19 protein-coding genes, 1 tRNA gene and 1 pseudogene are annotated in these 18,154 nt (G+C 66.1%); 12 read left to right on the top strand and 9 right to left on the bottom strand.

Annotation, left to right across the window (positions count from 1 at the left end; all coding sequences use genetic code 11):
- Positions 1–33: 33 nt before the first annotated feature.
- The gene (gene mscL, locus Sp245p_RS14335) at positions 34–480 is read right to left on the bottom strand and encodes a large conductance mechanosensitive channel protein MscL (protein ID WP_014239188.1); all 447 of its coding nucleotides are present in this window, start codon (positions 478–480) and stop codon (positions 34–36) included.
- A gap of 135 nt (positions 481–615) precedes the next feature.
- Positions 616–3,366: a preprotein translocase subunit SecA gene (gene secA / locus Sp245p_RS14340; RefSeq protein ID WP_014239187.1), complete on the bottom strand. Its 2,751-nt coding sequence runs from the start codon at positions 3,364–3,366 to the stop codon at positions 616–618.
- Positions 3,367–3,766: 400 nt separating this feature from the next.
- Here secA and Sp245p_RS14345 point away from each other — a divergent pair, with 400 nt between their 5' ends.
- From Sp245p_RS14345 to Sp245p_RS14370, 6 genes are all read left to right on the top strand, one after another.
- Positions 3,767–4,717, top strand: coding sequence for a peptidylprolyl isomerase (locus Sp245p_RS14345; RefSeq protein WP_014239186.1), 951 nt, complete (start codon positions 3,767–3,769; stop codon positions 4,715–4,717).
- Between the two features lie 191 nt (positions 4,718–4,908).
- A complete protein-coding gene (gene argJ, locus Sp245p_RS14350; RefSeq protein WP_014239185.1) occupies positions 4,909–6,147 on the top strand; it encodes a bifunctional glutamate N-acetyltransferase/amino-acid acetyltransferase ArgJ in 1,239 nt (412 codons plus the stop codon).
- A 16-nt stretch (positions 6,148–6,163) separates the two neighbouring features.
- The gene (locus tag Sp245p_RS14355) at positions 6,164–6,682 is read left to right on the top strand and encodes a GNAT family N-acetyltransferase (protein ID WP_014239184.1); all 519 of its coding nucleotides are present in this window, start codon (positions 6,164–6,166) and stop codon (positions 6,680–6,682) included.
- Positions 6,682–7,125, top strand: coding sequence for a (deoxy)nucleoside triphosphate pyrophosphohydrolase (locus tag Sp245p_RS14360; protein WP_014239183.1), 444 nt, complete (start codon positions 6,682–6,684; stop codon positions 7,123–7,125). Before Sp245p_RS14355 ends, Sp245p_RS14360 begins: the two co-directional genes overlap by 1 nt.
- A gap of 439 nt (positions 7,126–7,564) precedes the next feature.
- Complete coding sequence (recQ, locus tag Sp245p_RS14365) at positions 7,565–9,493, top strand: DNA helicase RecQ (protein WP_014239181.1); 1,929 nt, start codon at positions 7,565–7,567, stop codon at positions 9,491–9,493.
- A gap of 81 nt (positions 9,494–9,574) precedes the next feature.
- Positions 9,575–9,649: transfer RNA gene (locus tag Sp245p_RS14370), tRNA-Thr, on the top strand.
- Positions 9,650–9,728: 79 nt separating this feature from the next.
- Here Sp245p_RS14370 and Sp245p_RS14375 read toward each other — a convergent pair.
- From Sp245p_RS14375 to Sp245p_RS14385, 4 genes are read right to left on the bottom strand one after another with little or no spacing between them, the layout of a single operon-like run.
- Entirely contained in the window at positions 9,729–10,760 is a 1,032-nt protein-coding gene (locus Sp245p_RS14375; RefSeq protein ID WP_158310381.1) for a tyrosine-type recombinase/integrase, read from the bottom strand.
- A gap of 11 nt (positions 10,761–10,771) precedes the next feature.
- Positions 10,772–11,041 (bottom strand): hypothetical protein, encoded by a 270-nt coding sequence (locus Sp245p_RS34940; RefSeq protein WP_186466524.1) that lies wholly within the window; start codon positions 11,039–11,041, stop codon positions 10,772–10,774.
- A gap of 2 nt (positions 11,042–11,043) precedes the next feature.
- The gene (locus tag Sp245p_RS14380) at positions 11,044–11,505 is read right to left on the bottom strand and encodes a hypothetical protein (RefSeq protein ID WP_014239178.1); all 462 of its coding nucleotides are present in this window, start codon (positions 11,503–11,505) and stop codon (positions 11,044–11,046) included.
- Positions 11,502–11,717, bottom strand: coding sequence for a hypothetical protein (locus tag Sp245p_RS14385; protein ID WP_014239177.1), 216 nt, complete (start codon positions 11,715–11,717; stop codon positions 11,502–11,504). The genes Sp245p_RS14380 and Sp245p_RS14385 overlap by 4 nt, the downstream gene beginning before the upstream one ends.
- Before the next feature lie 155 nt (positions 11,718–11,872).
- Here Sp245p_RS14385 and Sp245p_RS14390 point away from each other — a divergent pair, with 155 nt between their 5' ends.
- The gene (locus Sp245p_RS14390; RefSeq protein ID WP_014239175.1) at positions 11,873–12,325 is read left to right on the top strand and encodes a DUF29 domain-containing protein; all 453 of its coding nucleotides are present in this window, start codon (positions 11,873–11,875) and stop codon (positions 12,323–12,325) included.
- Positions 12,326–12,900: 575 nt separating this feature from the next.
- On the opposite strand, the gene Sp245p_RS14395 is transcribed toward Sp245p_RS14390, so the two are convergent.
- Positions 12,901–13,257 (bottom strand): helix-turn-helix domain-containing protein, encoded by a 357-nt coding sequence (locus Sp245p_RS14395; RefSeq protein WP_082188116.1) that lies wholly within the window; start codon positions 13,255–13,257, stop codon positions 12,901–12,903.
- Between the two features lie 84 nt (positions 13,258–13,341).
- Here Sp245p_RS14395 and Sp245p_RS14400 point away from each other — a divergent pair, with 84 nt between their 5' ends.
- Together Sp245p_RS14400 and Sp245p_RS14405 are read left to right on the top strand one after the other, a co-directional pair.
- Positions 13,342–13,626, top strand: a complete 285-nt coding sequence (locus tag Sp245p_RS14400) for a hypothetical protein (RefSeq protein WP_129557134.1) — start codon at positions 13,342–13,344, stop codon at positions 13,624–13,626.
- Between the two features lie 207 nt (positions 13,627–13,833).
- Positions 13,834–14,139: a hypothetical protein gene (locus Sp245p_RS14405; protein ID WP_014239171.1), complete on the top strand. Its 306-nt coding sequence runs from the start codon at positions 13,834–13,836 to the stop codon at positions 14,137–14,139.
- 708 nt (positions 14,140–14,847) lie between these two features.
- Here the strand turns inward: Sp245p_RS14405 and Sp245p_RS14410 are convergent.
- Positions 14,848–15,273 (bottom strand): hypothetical protein, encoded by a 426-nt coding sequence (locus Sp245p_RS14410; RefSeq protein WP_109138561.1) that lies wholly within the window; start codon positions 15,271–15,273, stop codon positions 14,848–14,850.
- Between the two features lie 196 nt (positions 15,274–15,469).
- Here Sp245p_RS14410 and Sp245p_RS14415 point away from each other — a divergent pair, with 196 nt between their 5' ends.
- The 3 genes and pseudogenes from Sp245p_RS14415 (at position 15,470) to Sp245p_RS14425 (ending at position 17,478) form a co-directional block, all read left to right on the top strand.
- Positions 15,470–15,673 (top strand): DnaA N-terminal domain-containing protein, encoded by a 204-nt coding sequence (locus Sp245p_RS14415; RefSeq protein ID WP_129557173.1) that lies wholly within the window; start codon positions 15,470–15,472, stop codon positions 15,671–15,673.
- Positions 15,674–16,024: 351 nt separating this feature from the next.
- Positions 16,025–16,612, top strand: a pseudogene (locus Sp245p_RS14420) (nucleotide-binding protein); the annotation flags it as partial.
- A 557-nt stretch (positions 16,613–17,169) separates the two neighbouring features.
- Positions 17,170–17,478, top strand: coding sequence for a hypothetical protein (locus tag Sp245p_RS14425; protein ID WP_129557174.1), 309 nt, complete (start codon positions 17,170–17,172; stop codon positions 17,476–17,478).
- 342 nt (positions 17,479–17,820) lie between these two features.
- On the opposite strand, the gene Sp245p_RS35485 is transcribed toward Sp245p_RS14425, so the two are convergent.
- A partial coding sequence (locus tag Sp245p_RS35485; RefSeq protein WP_211114921.1) for a hypothetical protein occupies positions 17,821–18,154 on the bottom strand: 334 nt, incomplete at its 5' end.

The following is an 18,154-nucleotide window of genomic DNA, read 5'->3' on the forward strand; positions in this document are numbered from 1 at the left end:
ATGGGTTGCGCTGCACAATCCAAGAAGATTCTTTCACGCCCCCCGCCGAGTCGTGTCCCCCGGGGCGGGTGCCTGCCGTGCGCGCAGCGCATCCCGGATCTCCTCCAGCAGAACCTCCTGGCGGGGAGGCGCCTTCGGCTTGGAATCCTGGAGGAAATGCAGGCGGTTGACCTGCCGCACGATGAGGAACAGCGCCCCCGCCACGATGAAGAAGTTGATGAGCGCGTTGATGAAGCGGCCGTAGTTGATGGTCGCCGCCCCCGCCGCCTCCGCCGCGGACAGGCTCTCGTAATGGCCGCCGGACAGGTTCAGGAAGTAGTTGGAGAAGTCGATCCCGCCCATGATCCAGCCGATGGGCGGCATCAGCATGTCCTTGACCAGCGAGTTGACGATGCCGGTGAAGGCCGCGCCGATGATGATGCCGACGGCCAGCTCCACGACGTTGCCGCGGCTGATGAAGGTCTTGAATTCCTGCAACATGGCTGCGCTCCCGCTTGTTGACCGGAAGAACGCCACAGCCCAGCCGAAGTTTCCAAGACCACAAAAGGAAAGGGGCCGGACCCTGCGGCCCAGCCCCCTCCGAAACGTCCCCGACAGCGTTCTTCGCGGCGGCGCTTAGCCGACCTTGCCGTGGCAGTGCTTGTACTTCTGGCCCGAGCCGCAGGGACACGGCGCGTTGCGCGGCGTGTTGGCCCAGGCGTTGGGGTCGGCCCCCGGCACCACCGAGGCGACGGCCTCGCGGCGGACCATGCCGGCGGGCAGCGGCGCGTCGGCCGGCGGGTAGCCCTGAACGGCCCCGGCTCCCGCTTCGGCCATCGCCAGCGCCGGATCGTCGCGGCCCTCGTGCATCTCCTGCGGCGGACGGGCGTACAGTTCCTCCGGCTGCGGGGCGATGCGGATCTCGACATGCATCAGCACGGCGGTCACCTGCTCGCGCAGGGTGGTCAGCATGGTCTCGAACAGCTCGAAGGCTTCGCGCTTGTACTCGTTCAGCGGGTCCTTCTGGGCGTAGGCGCGCAGGGAAATGCCCTGGCGGAGATGGTCGAGCTGGAGCAGGTGATCCTTCCATTCCTGGTCGAGGATCTGCAGCAGCAGGCTCTTCTCCACATGGCGCATCGTGTCGGCGCCGTAGGTCTCCACCTTCTCCGCGTATTTGCGGTCGGCGGCCTCGCGGACGCGCTCCTCGATCTCCGGCTCGGCGATGCCTTCTTCCTTGGCCCAGTCGGCCACCGGCAGGTCCATGCCCAGGAGGCGGTTCACCTCCTCGTGCAGGCCGGCGATGTCCCAGGCCTCGGAGTAGGAGTTCGGCGGGATCGCCTTGTTGACCATGTTGGACACGACCTGATGGCGCATCTCCAGGACGGTCTCGGCGATGTCCTCGGTGTCCATGATCTCGCGACGCTGCTCATAGACGACCTTGCGCTGGTCGTTCATGACGTTGTCGAACTTGAGCAGGTTCTTGCGGACCTCGAAGTGGTGGGCCTCGACCTTGGTCTGGGCCTTCTCCAGCGCCTTGTTGATCCAGGGGTGGATGATCGCCTCCCCCTCCTTCAGGCCCAGGCGCTGGAGCATGCCGTCCATGCGCTCCGACCCGAAGATGCGCATCAGGTCGTCGTCCAGCGACAGGAAGAACTTGGAGGCACCCGGATCGCCCTGGCGGCCCGAACGGCCGCGCAGCTGGTTGTCGATGCGGCGGCTCTCGTGCCGCTCCGTCCCGACGACGTAGAGGCCGCCGGCCTGCTTGACCAGCTCGCGCGCTTCGGCGACCTCGGCCTCGATCTGCTTGATCCTGGCGTCGCGCTCCGGCCCCTCGGGCAGGTTCCCCAGCTCCATCTGGATGCGCATCTCGACGTTGCCGCCGAGCTGGATGTCGGTGCCGCGGCCGGCCATGTTGGTGGCGACCGTGACGGCGCCCGGACGGCCCGCCTGCGCGACGATGTAGGCTTCCTGCTCGTGGTGGCGGGCGTTCAGCACGTTGTGCGGGATGCCACGCTTCTTCAGCAGCTCGGCGATCAGCTCCGACTTCTCGATGGAGGTGGTGCCGACCAGCACCGGCTGCTGGCGCTTGCGGGCGTCCTCGATCAGGTCGATGATCGCGTCGTACTTCTCCGACGCCTTGCGGTAGACCTCGTCGTCCATGTCCTTGCGCTGGACCGGAACGTTGGTCGGCATGTCCACGACCTCAAGGCCGTAGATCTCCGCGAACTCCGCCGCCTCGGTCATCGCCGTGCCGGTCATGCCGGCCAGCTTCGGGTAGATGCGGAAGTAATTCTGGAAGGTGATGGAGGCGAGCGTCTGGTTCTCGCGCTGGATCGTCACCTTCTCCTTGGCCTCCAGCGCCTGGTGCAGGCCTTCCGAATAGCGGCGGCCCTCCATCATGCGGCCGGTGAACTCGTCGATGATGATGACCTTGTCGTCCTTGACGATGTAGTCCTTGTCGCGCTGGAACAGCGTGTAGGCGCGCAGCGCCTGCTGGGCATGGTGGACCAGCGCCACGTTCTGGATGTCGTACAGCCCGCCCGACTTCAGCAGCCCGGCATCGGCCAGAAGCTGTTCCATATGCTCCTGCCCGGCCTCGGACAGGCTGACCGTGCGGTTCTTCTCGTCCAGCTCGTAGTCGTCCCGCGTCAGCTGCGGGATCAGGCGATCCACCTGCACGTACATTTCCGACGAGTCGGTGGACGGGCCGGAGATGATCAGCGGGGTGCGCGCCTCGTCGATGAGGATCGAGTCGACCTCGTCGACGATGGCGAAGTTGAAGGGCCGCTGGACCATGTCCTCCAGCCGGAACTTCATGTTGTCGCGCAGATAGTCGAAGCCGAATTCGTTGTTCGTGCCGTAGGTGATGTCGGCGGCGTAGGCGGCGCGGCGCTCCTCGTCGTCCAGCCCGTGCACGATGCAGCCGGTGGTCAGGCCGAGGAAGCCGTAGATGCGGCCCATCCAGGCGCTGTCGCGCGAGGCCAGATAGTCGTTCACGGTGACGACGTGGACGCCCTTGCCCTCCAGCGCGTTCAGATAGACGGCCAGCGTGGCGACCAGCGTCTTGCCTTCGCCGGTGCGCATCTCGGTGATCTTGCCCTGGTGCAGGACCATGCCGCCCATCAGCTGCACGTCGTAGTGCCGCTGCCCCAGCACGCGCTTGCCGGCCTCGCGCACGGTGGCGAAGGCGTCGGGCAGGATGGCGTCGAGCGTCTCGCCCTGCGACAGCCGGCCGCGCAGCCAATCGGTGCGGGCGCGCAGCGCGTCGTCGGAGAGCGCCGCCAACTCGGGCTCCAGCGCGTTGATCTGCTGGACGGATTTTTGCAGCGCCTTGACGGTGCGCGTGTTGGCGGTGCCGAAAATCTTGCGGGCGAGAGCACCGAACATGAAAACCTCGGGGGTGGAACGTCGTGAAGCCGGCTTTTTGACCGGTCTCACATAGGCCCGAAGCAAGTTTCTGTCAACGAGACCCGCCCCTTTGCCCGGCCCTTTGAGGGGTGCATCGCGGGGGTGCCGGCCCTGCACGGAGCGTGGATCGGCGTGTGGCGCGCCCTGGAAGCACCACCGTTCCGCCGCCATATCGCCTTGAACACGGTCGAAGCAGGGCGCCGAAGGAAGGCGTCACGGCCGCGCATCACGACCGCTTGCCCCGCGCCGCGAACCCATGCTTAATCCCCCGCGGATTCGGGCGCGGGGCCGGATCGTCCGTACAGCCGCCGCCAATCATAAGACGTTCTGTCATGCCATTGACCATGACAAGACACATCCGCCGGAAGGAAAAGACTCCATGGTGAATCGAGTGTTCCGCGCCGCCCTGCTGTCGATGGCCGCCTGCGGCCTCGCGCTGGCCGCACACGCCCAGACTCCGGCGCCGACTCCGGCTCCCGCGGCCACGCCCGCCCCCGCCGCGCAGGCCGCTCCCGCCACGGCGGACGCCGATCCGGTGGTGGCGCGCGTCAACGGCGAGGCGGTCCACCGCTCCGACGTCCAGCGCATGGTCTCCCAGCTTCCGCCGCAGGTGCAGCAGATGCCGCTGGAAATGATCTACCCGGCGGTGATCGAGCAGCTCGTGAACTCCAAGCTGGTGGCCGAGGCCGGCTACAAGGCCAACCTCGCCGGCACGCCGGAGGTCAAGGACGAGATCAAGCGCGCCGAGGAGCGCGCCGTGCAGCGCGCCTACATCCAGAAGGAAGTGCAGTCGCGCATCACCCCGGCCAAGCTGGACGAGGCCTATCAGGCCTTCCTGAAGCAGAACCCGGCCCAGGAAGAGGTCAAGGCCAGCCACATCCTCGTCGAGAAGGAGGATGAGGCCAAGGCGATCATCGCCCAGCTCAAGAAGGGCGGCGACTTCGCCAAGCTCGCCAAGGAGAAGTCGAAGGACCCGGTGGCCGCCGAGCAGGGCGGCGATCTCGGCTACTTCACCAAGGACACGATGGTCGAGCCCTTCGCCGACGCCGCCTTCGCCATGAAGAAGGGCGAGGTGAGCAAGGAGCCGGTGAAGACGCAGTTCGGCTGGCACATCATCAAGGTCGAGGACAAGCGCACCCAGCCGCAGCCGACCCTGGACGAGGTGAAGCCGCAGCTCGAGCAGCAGCTCAGCAAGGACATCGTGACCAACGTCGTCGACGACCTGCGCAAGGTTGCCAAGGTCGAGACCTTCCAGCTCGACGGCTCGCCGATGCCGAAGGAAGAGCCGGCCACGGACGCGCCCAAGGCCGAAGAGCCCAAGAAGAACTGAGGTCCGGCACCGGTTGCCCCCACCCTTCCCACGGCTGACGCCGCGGGCCCCTTCCCTCCCCCGCTTCGCAGGGGAGGGACTTGATCCCCTCCCCTGCGAAGCGGGGGAGGGTTAGGGAGGGGGCAAGCGCCTTGCATCCCAATCACTGTCCAACACCCCCCCCGCTCCACCAGAACCGCGAGCCCGTCCCCATGGCCACGACCGTCTCCCCCTTGGCACCCGCCGGCTTCCCGACGCTCCCGCCCGTGGCGGGCGTGCGCATCGCCACCGCCAACAGCGGCATCCGATACAAGGGCCGCGACGACCTGATGCTGGCCGTGCTCGACGAGGGCACGACGGTGGCCGGCGTGCTGACCAAGTCGCTGACCTGCTCCGCCCCGGTGATCTGGTGCCGCGACAGCCTGCCCCGCGGCTCGGCCCGCGCGGTCGTGGTCAACGCCGGCAACGCCAACGCCTTCACCGGCAAGGCGGGCGACGCCACCGTTCAGGCGACCGTCGAGGCCGCAGCCAAGATCGCCGGCTGCGCCACCGACGAGGTCTACGTCGCCTCCACCGGCGTGATCGGCATCCCGCTGGCCGCCGACGCCATCGCCAAGGTCCTCCCGGGCATGGTCCCGGCGCTGAAGGACGACTCGGCGGCGCTGGAGGCCGGGGCGCGGGCCATCATGACCACCGACACCTTCGCCAAGGGCTCGACCCGTCAGGTCGCCATCGGCGGGACGACGGTGACGATCAGCGGCTTCGCCAAGGGCTCCGGCATGATCGCCCCGGACATGGCGACCATGCTGGGCTTCCTCTTCACCGACGCGGCCATCGCCGCCCCGGCGCTGCAGTCCATGCTGTCGGAGTTCACGGAGCGCAGCTTCAACGCCATCACCGTGGACGGCGACACCTCGACCAGCGACACGCTGCTGCTGTTCGCCACCGGCAAGGCCGGCAACGCCCCGGTGACCGACGCCCAGGCGCCGGAGTTGGCCGCGTTCCGCAAGGCTCTGGAGGAGGTGATGCTCGACCTCGCGCTCCAGATCGTGCGCGACGGCGAGGGAGCGACCAAGTTCGTCTCGATCACGCTGGTCGGCGCCGAGAACGACGTGGCCGCCAAGCGCATCGCCCTGACCGTCGCCAACTCCCCGCTGGTCAAGACCGCGCTGGCCGGCGAGGACGCCAACTGGGGCCGCATCGTCGCCGCCATCGGGCGGGCCGGCGAGCGGGCCGACCGCGACCTCATCAAGATCACCATCGGCGGCACGCTGATCTGCGCCGAGGGCATGGAGGTTCCGGGCTACGACGAGGCGCCGGTCGCCGCCCACATGAAGGGCCAGGAGATCGACGTGCACATCGACTTGGGCATCGGCACCGGCAAATCCCGCGTCTGGACCTGCGATCTGACCCACGGCTACATCGACATCAACGGCTCCTACCGCAGCTGAGACCGGACTTGGTGTCATGACCGGCGCGCCCCTGCCCGACCGCCTCGACACGGCGCGGCTGACGCTCCGCCCCTTCCGCATGGAGGATGTGGAGCGTTTCGTTCCGCTGATCGGGGAGTGGGAGGTGGCGCAGTGGCTCGCCCGCGTGCCCCACCCTTACGGCCTGGAGGACGGGCGCGCCTGGGTCGCCCTGGCCGCCCGCAACCGGGCGGAGCGCGCGTCGCTCGACCTGCTGGCGGTCCGTAGGGACGATAATCAGCCAGTCGGCGGCATCGGGGTGATCCTGGCGGACGGCGAGGTCGGCTATTGGCTGGGCCGGCCACACCAGGGCATCGGCTATGCCTCCGAGATGCTGCGGGCCGTCATCCCAGCCGCCTTCGCACTGGGCCTGCCCCGCCTGTGGGCGCGGACCGCGCCGGACAACCACCGCTCCCGCCGCGTGCTGGAGGCGGTCGGCTTCACGCCGCTCGACGCCGCCGACCAATATGAACTGACCGCCGGACGCTGGCGGTTCCTTACCCAGGAGACCGCGTGATGCCGGCCTGCTTCGATCCCTCCTCCACCCCGGCTCCCGGTTCCCTGCCGACCCTGCTTGTCGTCGCGGTCGCCCTGGTGGACGCCGACGGCCGCGTCCTGCTGGCCCAGCGCCCGCCCGGCAAGTCGCTGGCCGGGCTGTGGGAATTTCCGGGCGGCAAGGTGGACGCGGGTGAGACCCCGGAAGCCGCGCTGGTCCGCGAGTTGAAGGAAGAGCTGGGCATCGACACGGCGGCGAGTTGCCTCGCTCCCTTCACCTTCGCCTCGCACACCTACGAAAAGTTCCACCTGCTGATGCCGCTGTTCGTCTGCCGCGTCTGGGAGGGTGACGTGATGGCGCGCGAGGGGCAAAAGCTCGCCTGGGTCTACCCGAACCGCATGGGCGACTACCCCATGCCCCCTGCCGACGTGCCGCTGGTGGCGATGCTGCGCGATCTGTTGTAGCCGCTTGGGGATTTGCAACGCGGGGGAATTGCGCTACCTTGTCGGGAGTGGCCGGCAGGTGCTGTGAACACCCACCGGCACGCTCCTAGTGCTTAGCCAACGGTGATGCGGATTTCGATCCGCCATCGCCGCCACTGGAGCACCAGGAAAAAGGGCATTTTCGGCATGCCTCTTTCTCCTTTCGAAACGGCGGGTGGCCAATTCCACCCGCCGTTTTCACCTTACACACGATCGGATGCATTCGCGCCACAGTTTTCCCGCATCGCGCGATGCGCCACCCTTGTCCCCACACCTCTTCCGGATTGCGACTTCACGAATCGGGTGATCTGTGCCACATCATAGCCGTCGCGTTCGGGATCGCATCCCGACCACCAGATTCTGACCCGAACACCAGATTCTAAATCGTCCAGAGACGGACCCGCATCTGAACCGCATCGGCGTGGACTCGCTCTTCAATCTCAAGGCCCCTCCGGCGGAGCCGGCCCAGGACCCTGACGGCAACCCCGCCCTGGAGGTGCTGGCGTCGGTCTTCGGCTATTCCGCCTTCCGCGGGCAGCAGGCCGACATCATCGCCCACGTCATCCGTGGCGGCGACGCGCTCGTCCTCATGCCCACGGGCGGCGGCAAGTCGCTGTGCTACCAGGTGCCGGCGCTGGTGCGCGACGGCGTGACGGTGGTCGTCTCCCCGCTGATCGCGCTGATGCGGGACCAGGTGACGGCGCTGCGCGAGCTGGGCGTGCGGGCGGCCTTCCTCAACTCCTCGCTCGACGCCGCCGAGGCGCGCGAGGTGGAGCGGGCCATGGTCCGCGGCGAGATCGACCTCGTCTATGTGGCGCCGGAACGTCTGGTCACCCCGCGCTTCCTCGACCTGCTGGACCGCACCAAGCTCGCCCTCTTCGCGCTGGACGAGGCGCATTGCGTCAGCCAGTGGGGCCACGACTTCCGGCCCGAGTATCTCCAGCTCTCCATCCTGCACGAGCGGCACCCGACCGTGCCGCGCGTCGCGCTGACCGCCACGGCGGACGCGCAGACCCGCGCGGAGATCAAGGACAAGCTGGGGCTGACCGAGGCCCGCGTGTTCCTGTCCAGCTTCGACCGGCCCAACATCACCTACCGCGTCGTCCCGAAGAAGAGCGAGCGCCAGCAGATGCTGGCCTTCCTGCGGGAGAACCACCCCGAGGACGCCGGCATCATCTATTGCATGTCGCGGGCGAAGGTGGAGGACACCGCCAACTGGCTGAACCAGCAGGGGCGGGAGGCGCTTCCCTACCACGCCGGGCTGCCGTCCGAGGTGCGCGAGGCGAACCAGGACCTGTTCATCAAGGGCGAGGGCATCGTCATGGTGGCGACGGTGGCCTTCGGCATGGGCATCGACAAGCCGAACGTGCGCTTCGTCTGCCACCTCGACCCGCCCAAGAGCCTGGAAGCCTATTATCAGGAGACCGGCCGCGCCGGGCGCGACGGCCTGCCCGCGGACGCCTGGATGAGCTACGGCATGGCCGACGTGGTCGGCCTGCGCCAGATGCTGGAGCAGTCGGAGGCCGGCGATTCCCACCGCCGCGTCGAGCGCTCCAAGCTGGAGGCGCTGCTCGGCTTCTGCGAGACCTCGGCCTGCCGCCGCAAGGTGCTGCTGAACTACTTCGGCGAGACGCTGGAGGCGCCCTGCGGCAACTGCGACACCTGCCTGGAGCCGGTGGAGACCTGGGACGGCACCGTCGCCGCGCAGAAGGCCCTGTCGGCGGTCTACCGCACCGGCCAGCGCTACGGCGCCGGGCACCTGATCGACGTGCTGCTGGGCAACGCGACGGAGAAGGTGGCGCAGCAGGCCCACGACGCGCTGAAGACCTTCGGCTGCGGCAAGGAGCTGTCGAAGGCGGAATGGCAGTCGGTCTACCGCCAGCTCGTCGCCGCCGGCTATCTGACGGTCGATCTGGAGGGTTATGGCGGCTTCCGCCTGACCGACGCGGGCATTCCGGTCATCAAGGGCCAGCAGACGGTGAAGCTGCGCAAGGACCCGGTCGTCGAGAAGCGCCGTGGCGTCCACGACGCGCTACGCCGCCACGTCTCCCGCGGCGGCTCAGCCCCCTCCGGCGGCCTGTCCGGCGAGGGCGTGTCGCGGGCCGGGGCGCGCGGCGCCCTGTCGCCGGCCGACGACGCGCTGTGGCACGCGCTGAAGGACTGCCGCACCGAGCTGGCCCGCGCGCAGGGGGTGCCGCCCTACGTGATCTTCCACGACAGCACGTTGCTGGAGATGGTCGCGACGCGCCCGATGGACCGCGCCGCCTTTGCCCGCCTGCCCGGCGTCGGCGCCCGCAAGCTGGAGCGTTATGCCGACCCCTTTTTGGACGTCATCCGCCAGAAAGGATAATTTTATCCATCTCCCAAAAAAGCGCTTGCGCCGGTCCGCCCCCCCGGTTAATTTCCGCGCCCACGACGCACCGACGTCGGCGCCGCAGTAGCTCAGGGGTAGAGCAACTGATTCGTAATCAGTAGGTCCGGGGTTCAAATCCCTGCTGCGGCACCAGTTTTCCCACCGCCCTTCCCATCCGTTTCCCACTAGCGAACGGTCGGAAGGGCGGTGGCACCCTCCCAAGCCCGTCTGATCAGCGCTTCGGCTTGCTAAGCCGCTGGCGCTTTTTTTGTGCCGACTCCGCCATTCGCCCATCGGGCTGTACATAGACGGCCACCACTCCACGCGATCTGTGCCCGGTGACGGATCGGATCTCGTCATCGGTAGCGCCGGCAGCGCCCAGTTCCGTCGCCGCCGTCCGCCGCAAGTCGCGGAACTGGAGATCGGTCGGCAGCCCCGCCAGGGCGCGCACGCGCGAAAATTCGTGTACGAAATGAAATTTGGCGTAGGGCCGCCCGGTCGCTTCCGACACGATGACCTGCACAGCGTCCCGCTTCACGGTCGACAGGAGCTTCTGCATCTGCGCCGTGACAGGAACCCTCACCGGCTGCTTCGTCTTCCCCTGCACGATCGCGAAGGCCGTGCCGTCGTAGTCGCTCCACTTCAGCGCCAGGATGTCCCCCTGCCGCTGGCCGATGTCGAGGGCCAGCCGCACGGCGAGCGCCAAGGACGGCCGGCCGTGCTTCTCCGCCGCCGCGCAGAACGTCTCCACCTGGTCACGGGTCCACACCTGGGTTCGAGCCGCGGTGCCGATCAGGCGCATGCCGTCGGCCGGCGAGAAGTCAATCATGCCGCGGTCGCAGGCGTGCCCCAGCAAAATCCGCCAGACCCGCATCACGGCGTTCGCCGTCGCCAGCCCGGATTTGCCCTGAACCACTTCATAGCCCTGCACCAGCCACGCGCGCGTGATTGAGCTGACCAGCTTCGACCCCGCGACCTTCTCAATTCTGCGGAGCAGCAGCCGGTAATCCTGTTTGGTTTTCGGCGCCAGCTTCGCGAACTGTGGCGAAGCTTCGTATTTGCCAATCAGCTCCGCCACACTGCCGGGAATGATGGAGGGCTCCAGGCCGGCACGCCGCGTGCGTTCGGCCTCGACCTGTGCGTTCAGGTCCCGCGCTCGGGCGATCGCTTTTTCGGTGTCGTCGCCGAGTGGCTCGTCACAGAAGCCAAGCGCTTTCACGGTCGGGGTGGTGCGCCAGTACCACCGCCCGGCCACTCGCTTCATGCGAGGGACGTTCAACTCCACTTTGCCCATTCCGACGTGCCCGCTCCCGCCGCCGGCATGGATTGTTGCACAAGGCCGCTGCGTTCGTCCTGCCACTTGTCGAGTAGCACGCGGTCCCAAAGGATTCGGCCGCCGCGCGTCTCGCCGGATGGCCAGATCCCGTCGGCCACTTCCTGATCGAACTTGCCAGGACTCACACCGACATACGCCGCTGCCTGATCCCTTGAGAGGCAGCGCGGCCAATCTGGCAGGCCGGCCATGTCGCTTAGCCTTGCAGCCATGCTCACCTCCGCCCCTGCCCTTGATCCAGTTCGTCAACCGCGACTCGGTGGCCATGCTCAAGCACACCACGAGCCTTCAGGCGTTCGTATAGGACGAGATCCTGGACGTCGGCGACATAGGGCAGGGTCACCGGCAGGAAGGGCCGGCGCGATGCCCGCGCCCTCTCCCGCATGTGTTCGTCGGGATGGCTCTCCACCGTGGGCGGCAGGTCCACCAGCTCGGCGGGGCGATAGGTCTCCTCCGCCTCGTTCCAGCGGTACAGCCGGTACCGGACCACCTCCGGATACGCGACGCGCCCGTCGGCCCGGCGCACGGCCCGGATGCGCCGGGCGCCGGGTGGTGGAGCCATGGTCGCGCAGGCATCGCGGTGGCGGGCGGCGTGGCAATCCGGAAGGCGGATGGTTGCCGATCCGGCGGCAATCGGCACGGGTGGGTGCGCCATGCTGTGTGTGATGGATGTCATACGTCGACTCCGCAGGATTTCAGAGCACGCAGGGCGCGCCGGGAGGCATGGGGAGCGGTACGGCACGAGATGGAGGACAATCCGACGGCGGAGACTGCCGCGGAAGGATCGGGCGTTTTCAGCAGCGGCCCGGCCTCGCCTTCGATCTGCACGACGAAGAGGCCTTCGCGTGGCTGAAAGCCGAGCAGCACGCGGGGTAATTGGTCGCTCATGCTGCCCTGGCCCCGCTGTTCAGGTGGCTCATATCCGGGAGGCGGATGCCCTCATTCGGCAAGACCGGGCTGGCCGACATCCGCTCCAAGCCGATGCGGGTGCGTTGGACAGATGGATTGGCGCAAGTCATACTTAGAGACCGGAGGGTCTTCCCATGCCTGATACACGGCTCTACGACAGCGACTTCTTTGCCTGGACGCAGGATCAGGCCGGTCGGCTTCGGCGGCTGGCCGCGGAGCGCAGCAATGTCGATCTGGACCTGGAGAACCTTGCCGAGGAGATCGAAAGCATGGGGCGGAGTGAGCAGCAACAACTGGAGAGCCGGTTGACCGTGCTGTTGCTCCATCTGCTGAAATGGCGTTTCCAGCCCGGCCTCCGGGGGAACAGTTGGCGCCTGACGATCAAGGAGCAGCGCAACCGGATCGAGCGCCACCTTCGGAAAAATCCAAGCCTGAAGGCCATGCTCGACGAAACCATCGTCGATGCCTACAGCGACGCGCTGATCGGCGCGGAGCGGGAAACCGGTCTGCCGGAAACGACGTTTCCAAAGGATTGTCCGTGGTCGTTTGATCAGATGATGGACGACGGATTCCTGCCCGAAGCGTGAACCGGCGTCCCCGGCTCCGTTTTCTCTTCCGTCGCTCGAACAGCGCAGGGCAGCGAGGGCGTTCCTAACATCGTCCGCATCGATCTGACCGGCTGCATGAGCGACATGCAGCCGGTCCACGAGGCTATCCAGATCGTCCGTTAAGGCGGTGAAGTCGGAGCAGTGCATAGAGTCTAAGGGGAGAGGCATGGTCGGACCTTCCTCAAACCGGCATCGGGCGACGCGCTCTTACAAGCGCCTCCAATGAGCGGTACATTATGTATCGTCTCATATCAATACATAATGTACTGTTCCCGCGCAAGCCGCTAAGCTCATCGGCGCAGCACGAGGTTGCCGCATACGGAGGTATGCAACCCTATGCTTTTCCGTACCTCCGCACCTACAACTAGATAGTATACGGCAACCAAAGGTTAAGATAATTTGTTTCCGGTTCGTTCCTATTTGGGCTTGCGGTTCAAACAAACGCGGATGTAAACGCGGTGCAGCGAGAAAGGGGATGCCGGTGCGCGGACGTGAGTTGGCTGAAGCGGAGCAGATCTTGCGAAGCCTCCCCGATCACGTCAGAAAGCGAATGCTCAACGTGATTCGGGAGTATGCTGCTGATCTTCCTGAGCCAATTCCGCCTCAGTCCGGAGCATCTGAAGAATTGCAGCTCGGCGCCGCGGGTGAAGCGTCTTCAAGTATTCGACAGCCTCGGCATACTCGGCCTCAGGATGCTTATCGTCACCGAAATAAAGCCACTGCCAAGTAACACCAAGTTGTGTAGCGAATAGTTTTGCGTTGCGAACTGTGAGGGGGCGGTTACCATTCTCGGCGCTACGCACCGTGGCGGCCGAAAAGCCATGCGTCTCTGCAAATTTCTCCGCAGAGCTGTATCCAGCCTTCTTTCGTATGGCTCTCAGGCGTTCGCCTCTGGCCTTTTCATCCTTCATGTGCGGAATTGTATCGTTACGCGACGCGACGGTCCGGTACAAAGCGTATTGCAAGGCGACAGTACATGATGTACTGTTTTGACCATGGATGACCTCGACACATTTTCCAACGTCATTGATCTTTGGCCGAATGCCGTTGCAATGGGCAATGATGTCGGCGAGACCGGATTGACGGTACGCGCTTGGAAGCGCAGAAACTCGATACCCGGCGAGAAGTGGCTGAGAGTTGTCGAGGCAGCCCGACGTCGCGGATTTGAGAACGTAACTCTGGAGCGTCTTGCAAAGATCGCCCAGTCTCGCAAGACCCCGGATTCAATCACCGCCATACCAGATGAAATGTCTGCTGAACTCATTGGCCATCCCGCATAGCCGGGGCGCCAGTGGCAGAGCGTAACCGCGCCAAGCGGGTGGCGGTGAAGAAGGGGAAGCAGCATGCGCAAGAACTCACATCTGTCGCGTTCGGAAGCATCGCTCGCAAGGCGTGAGCTGGGCAACAGCCATGGCTGAGGGGAAGGGAGAGGCGATGGACGTAGGCAAGACGGCGGAGGGAAATGCTCTGTTGCGAAGGGAGCCAGCATGATGGCGCCATTCGCCCACGATTCATCTGGGACGCCATACGATGCTTCCACCCTGACTGGGCATCAGCAGGCAGTACTCGCGCTGTGGCCGGAATTCCAGGCAGCCGCCGCGATGCGATGGACGAGCCTGGACCAAGTGGTGCGCGCCATCTTCCATGATCGCACCGGCCTGGCCGATCTGCCCGACGACGAGGCCGACCAGTTGGAAGCCTTGCTGAAGACGGCCATCACCCGCCTGCACATGGTCGCGCCGGCACGGCGCCGTCCGACTCTTTCCCGGAACTGCGGGCGAGGCTCGGCATGAGGTCGACTCGCTGCCACCCCACGGCACCGAGCACTCAACAAGATTCGAAATCCGACTCCTACCTCTGGCTTCGCTGCGCGCTCCGCGGCGCCGTCTCCGGCTGCCCGCGCGCTGCCACGTCATACCGTGCCCGTGCGGGCGCGGTGCATCCCTGACACCGATCGGAGGGCCATCGATGCCACGCGCTCCCCCCAGTTCCCCCCGAGGCTGATCGCCTGATCATTCCTGCGCCTGTGCGCCGCTCACCCCATGAGCGGAGCAGAGAGGTTTTCTGCCGCAGCCGCGTCCCAACGTGGCTGTGAACGGAGAAGATCTGCGCGCGGAATGATCCGGGGCCGATCACCTCGAATCGCGGCCGCTCGTCCGGCCAGCATCGTCCAGGGCACTTGAATCCCACGTCGGTCGGCTGGCCGGCGCACGGAAAGACTTGTGTCCTCATCAACAACACGGCTGCGCAGGGCGTGGCCGTGAACGGGAGGGCTTTCGCTTTGACGACACCAAGGGCACCGCCCTGAGCTGGGGCGGCCTTGCGACCGGCCGCCCCAGGACTGCGCTCAGGAACCGTTCAGGCGCCCGGCCTTGACCACCGGTGCGAACGGGGACGTGTGCGCCGTCATCATACTTCAACCGCGACTTGATTGCGACTCGATTGCCGTCATTTCCGGCCACGGATGCGTGCGCCTTGATGACGGCTGAACCGCCGGCTGGTCACGGGATCGCCGGAGACGGGACAGGTGCGCCATGAGCGAAGCGAACGTAGAATTTCGCAGAATCGTTGGACGGTTTCAGGCGGCGATTCGCGCCAATCCACGGCTCAAGCTGCGCGACAAGGTGGTGGCGTGGGCGATGCTGGATCGCCTCGACCGGCAGGCCTTCGCCGCCAGTGGCGAGCTGACGGTGTGGGATGCCGTCGGCGTCGAGGCCCTGGCCGCCGACACGTCGCTGTGTGAGCGCGACGTGGTGCGGGCACGGGCGGCCCTGCGCCAGGAACGCGTGATCGAAGACGTTGGGAGGCCGGCGAAGGGACGCCCCACGCAGGTTCGGTTCAACCGGGCCTGGCTGGAACGCCGCGAGGTCGCCGAAGCGGCAACGGAGGACACGGGTGTCCCGGACTCCGGAGTCCTCGGTGCCCATGAACGGAGGACTCCAGCGCCGGCAACGGAGGACAAAACCCCGCCCAACGGAGGACACCGGAGTCCTCCTATCCTTGTAACCTTGGAATCAACCTGGGGCGCGCAGGCACGCCGGCACCCGCACGCACACGCGAAGGCGCCCTGGCCGCGGTGCTGGCCGTCCACTTCTCGCCGACCGAAATGCGATGGTTCGAGGGGTGGCCATCGAGCTTGACGGTGGCTCGGCGGTGCTGTGGGTGCCCAACGCTTTCCAACGGGATTGGATTGATGCGCGGCTCACCGACCGGCTGAAGAGCGCGCTCGGCATCTACAGCCTCGAGGTGCGCGTGGGCGCTCCGCCGGCGATGTCCCCGGCCAGAACGCGACCGACGCTGCATGCCGTCGCCGGGGGGAGGGCATGAGCCACGGCGAGATTGTTCGCATACGAACTGGTCGGGAGTGGCTGAAGGCTTGGCGCGCTCTCCTCGCTGGGGCGCGCTTCGATCCCCGTGTCGCCGCCAGCCTCATCCACAGAACCGGGAGCCAGCCCGCCGCGGCGTTGCAGTCACCGCGGCGGGCCTCCACCCCTCAGCATAGGGACATGAAGATGCCAAAGGACGGAAATCTATTAGATAGGTTGCCGGTTGGCCGGTGCACATGCGTGGTCGAACGGCAGGTCATCCAGCACATCGTTGGGCATTCGGCAAACCGTTCACCGGTGAACGGTTTTGGGCGGGAGGGCAGGACGGTGAGAAAGTTCTGTCACCCAAGGCAAGGGCGGCGGCCCGAAGACCGCCACCGCGCGCAACCTGGCCGTCGCTGCCGCCGTAGCCGGTCAGCGGGTCGCCACGCTGGACACTGACCCGCAGGGCTCCCTGACCTACTGGCACAGCCGGCGCCCCCAGGAAGCGACGCCGATCGAGGCCGATCAGGTCCCCCTGCCCCGGATCGTCGGCGCTCCGATGCCCATCGCCGGCATCGATCTGCTGATCATCGACACGCCGACGGCGGTGGAGTTCTTCCCCGAGGCGACCGCCATTCTGTTCGACTGCGCGGATCTCGTCCTGGTGCCGGTGCGGCCCGGCCCGGAGGACTTGGTCAGCATGGAGGGCATGATGCCCTACATCCGTCGCGGCGCCGGCCGACGCGCCTCCTCCTCAGCCAGACCTCCCGGAGCCGCCAGACGGCCGACGCGCGCGAACGGATCAAGGATTTCGGCGCGCCGGCGCGGTGGAGATCCCACACTTGGCGGAGGTGCCCGCCAGCTTCAGCCGCAGCCTGGGCACGGTGGAATCTCCGGGACGCGCACCGGCCCGCTGTTCTCGGACCTCTGGACCTACGTTGCCGACACCATGGGGTGACTCGATGACCATGTTCGCAAAGTCGGGCAAGTCCGCCGCCGCCAACACCCGCTTGGCCATGCTGAACGTTCGCCGCGAGCTGTCCACGCGGGTGGAGTTCGCTGCCGAGATCAACCGGCTGGTGGGCCAGGGCCTGGAGACGATGGTGGAGGCCGGCGGCGCCTCACCGAGGCCAAGGCCGCTCTGCCCCATGGCGAGTTCGAGGCCATGCTGCGGGAGACCTGGATCTGGACCCCTCCGCGCCTACCGGCTGCGCTTCGTTGGGAGTTCGTGGAATCCGGTGCGGTACCGAAGGAGGACCTGCCGGCACTACAGCAAGATCTTCATCCTGGCGACACTGACACCGGAGCAGCTGGGGGCAGCGCGCAGCCGCGACTTGGTGAGCCCGAAGGCGGCAAAGCGCCAGTTGGAGGCGTTCAAGAGTGGTTGCGAGGGCAAGGGGGTGCCGGCCATCGAGGACGCCGGCATCGGCCTGCTGATCGCCGCGCCCAGCGCGGAAGCGGCCCGGCTGCGCCCGACGCGAGGCTCCGGATCCGGAAGAGCCGCTCCCGCCGATAATGGTCGCCGAATCGATCCCGCTAGCACCGGCAGACTCGGCTTCCCTGTTTGCCAAGCTGGACGAGCAGAAGGACCGGCTGACGGATGCGTCGCAGCCGTCTGCCAACCAGCGGCCCACACATACCAAACAATGCCGACGAGCGGGGCAGATGGCGAATGCGCTGATAGGTGCATTGGTCAAAGGAGCGCAGCACGGGCCGAATCGAGAGCGTGGCGGCGGCTATGGCCGTGGCCGCATCCTGGCCGACGACACCGGTCCCAGCATCTACAGCACCGAGGAACGCCGTGACGGGCTGCTGATGATCTGAGGTGGACCATGCCGCGAGAATGAAGCTTCCCCCGCCGCGCCGCTGTTGCTGATCTACGCCGCCGACGCGACACCCGAGGAGGCCGTGCACCTCCGCCGGATTCTGCCCTCCCTGGTACGGGCGTTGAACTCCGGGGACCGATAGAGGGAATGCTGCGGCATGTCGCGAACAGGTGGCGATCCTCGACGCGGCGAGGGGAGAGGGCTGCAGCAACGACACCAGCACGTCACGGTGCGGCTGGACGGCGTGAGCACCGCGGCGGCTATGTAGGGTTCGGCAGGAGCTGGGCCGAAGGAGAGGGGCGGGACTGCGGTTCTGTCCCTCCCCAGTTTCGAGTCAATATTATATCGGTGGCTGAATTATGCTTGAAAGATAGTTGTTGCGCTTATCAATAAAGGCATCGTATGCGTCCTTTATGCTGCTGTACTTTAGAAGGTCGAAGTCTTCCGTATCTTCGTCAAATGTCATTAATATTAAGTCTCCGGTGGAGCTGTCGCTTGTACATTTTAGAACCCATTCCATATAGCTAGAAAATTCATGAACATCCAAGGTATAATCTTTGGTAAGTTGTAAAAAATTCCTGATGAACGCGCCGTCTTTTGTGCGACTCCCTTTATATGGCTCAGCATCAGATAGGCCGCAGCTATCACCAAATATCGAGGTATTACACACCTCA

The organism is Azospirillum baldaniorum, assembly GCF_003119195.2.
GTDB lineage: Bacteria > Pseudomonadota > Alphaproteobacteria > Azospirillales > Azospirillaceae > Azospirillum > Azospirillum baldaniorum.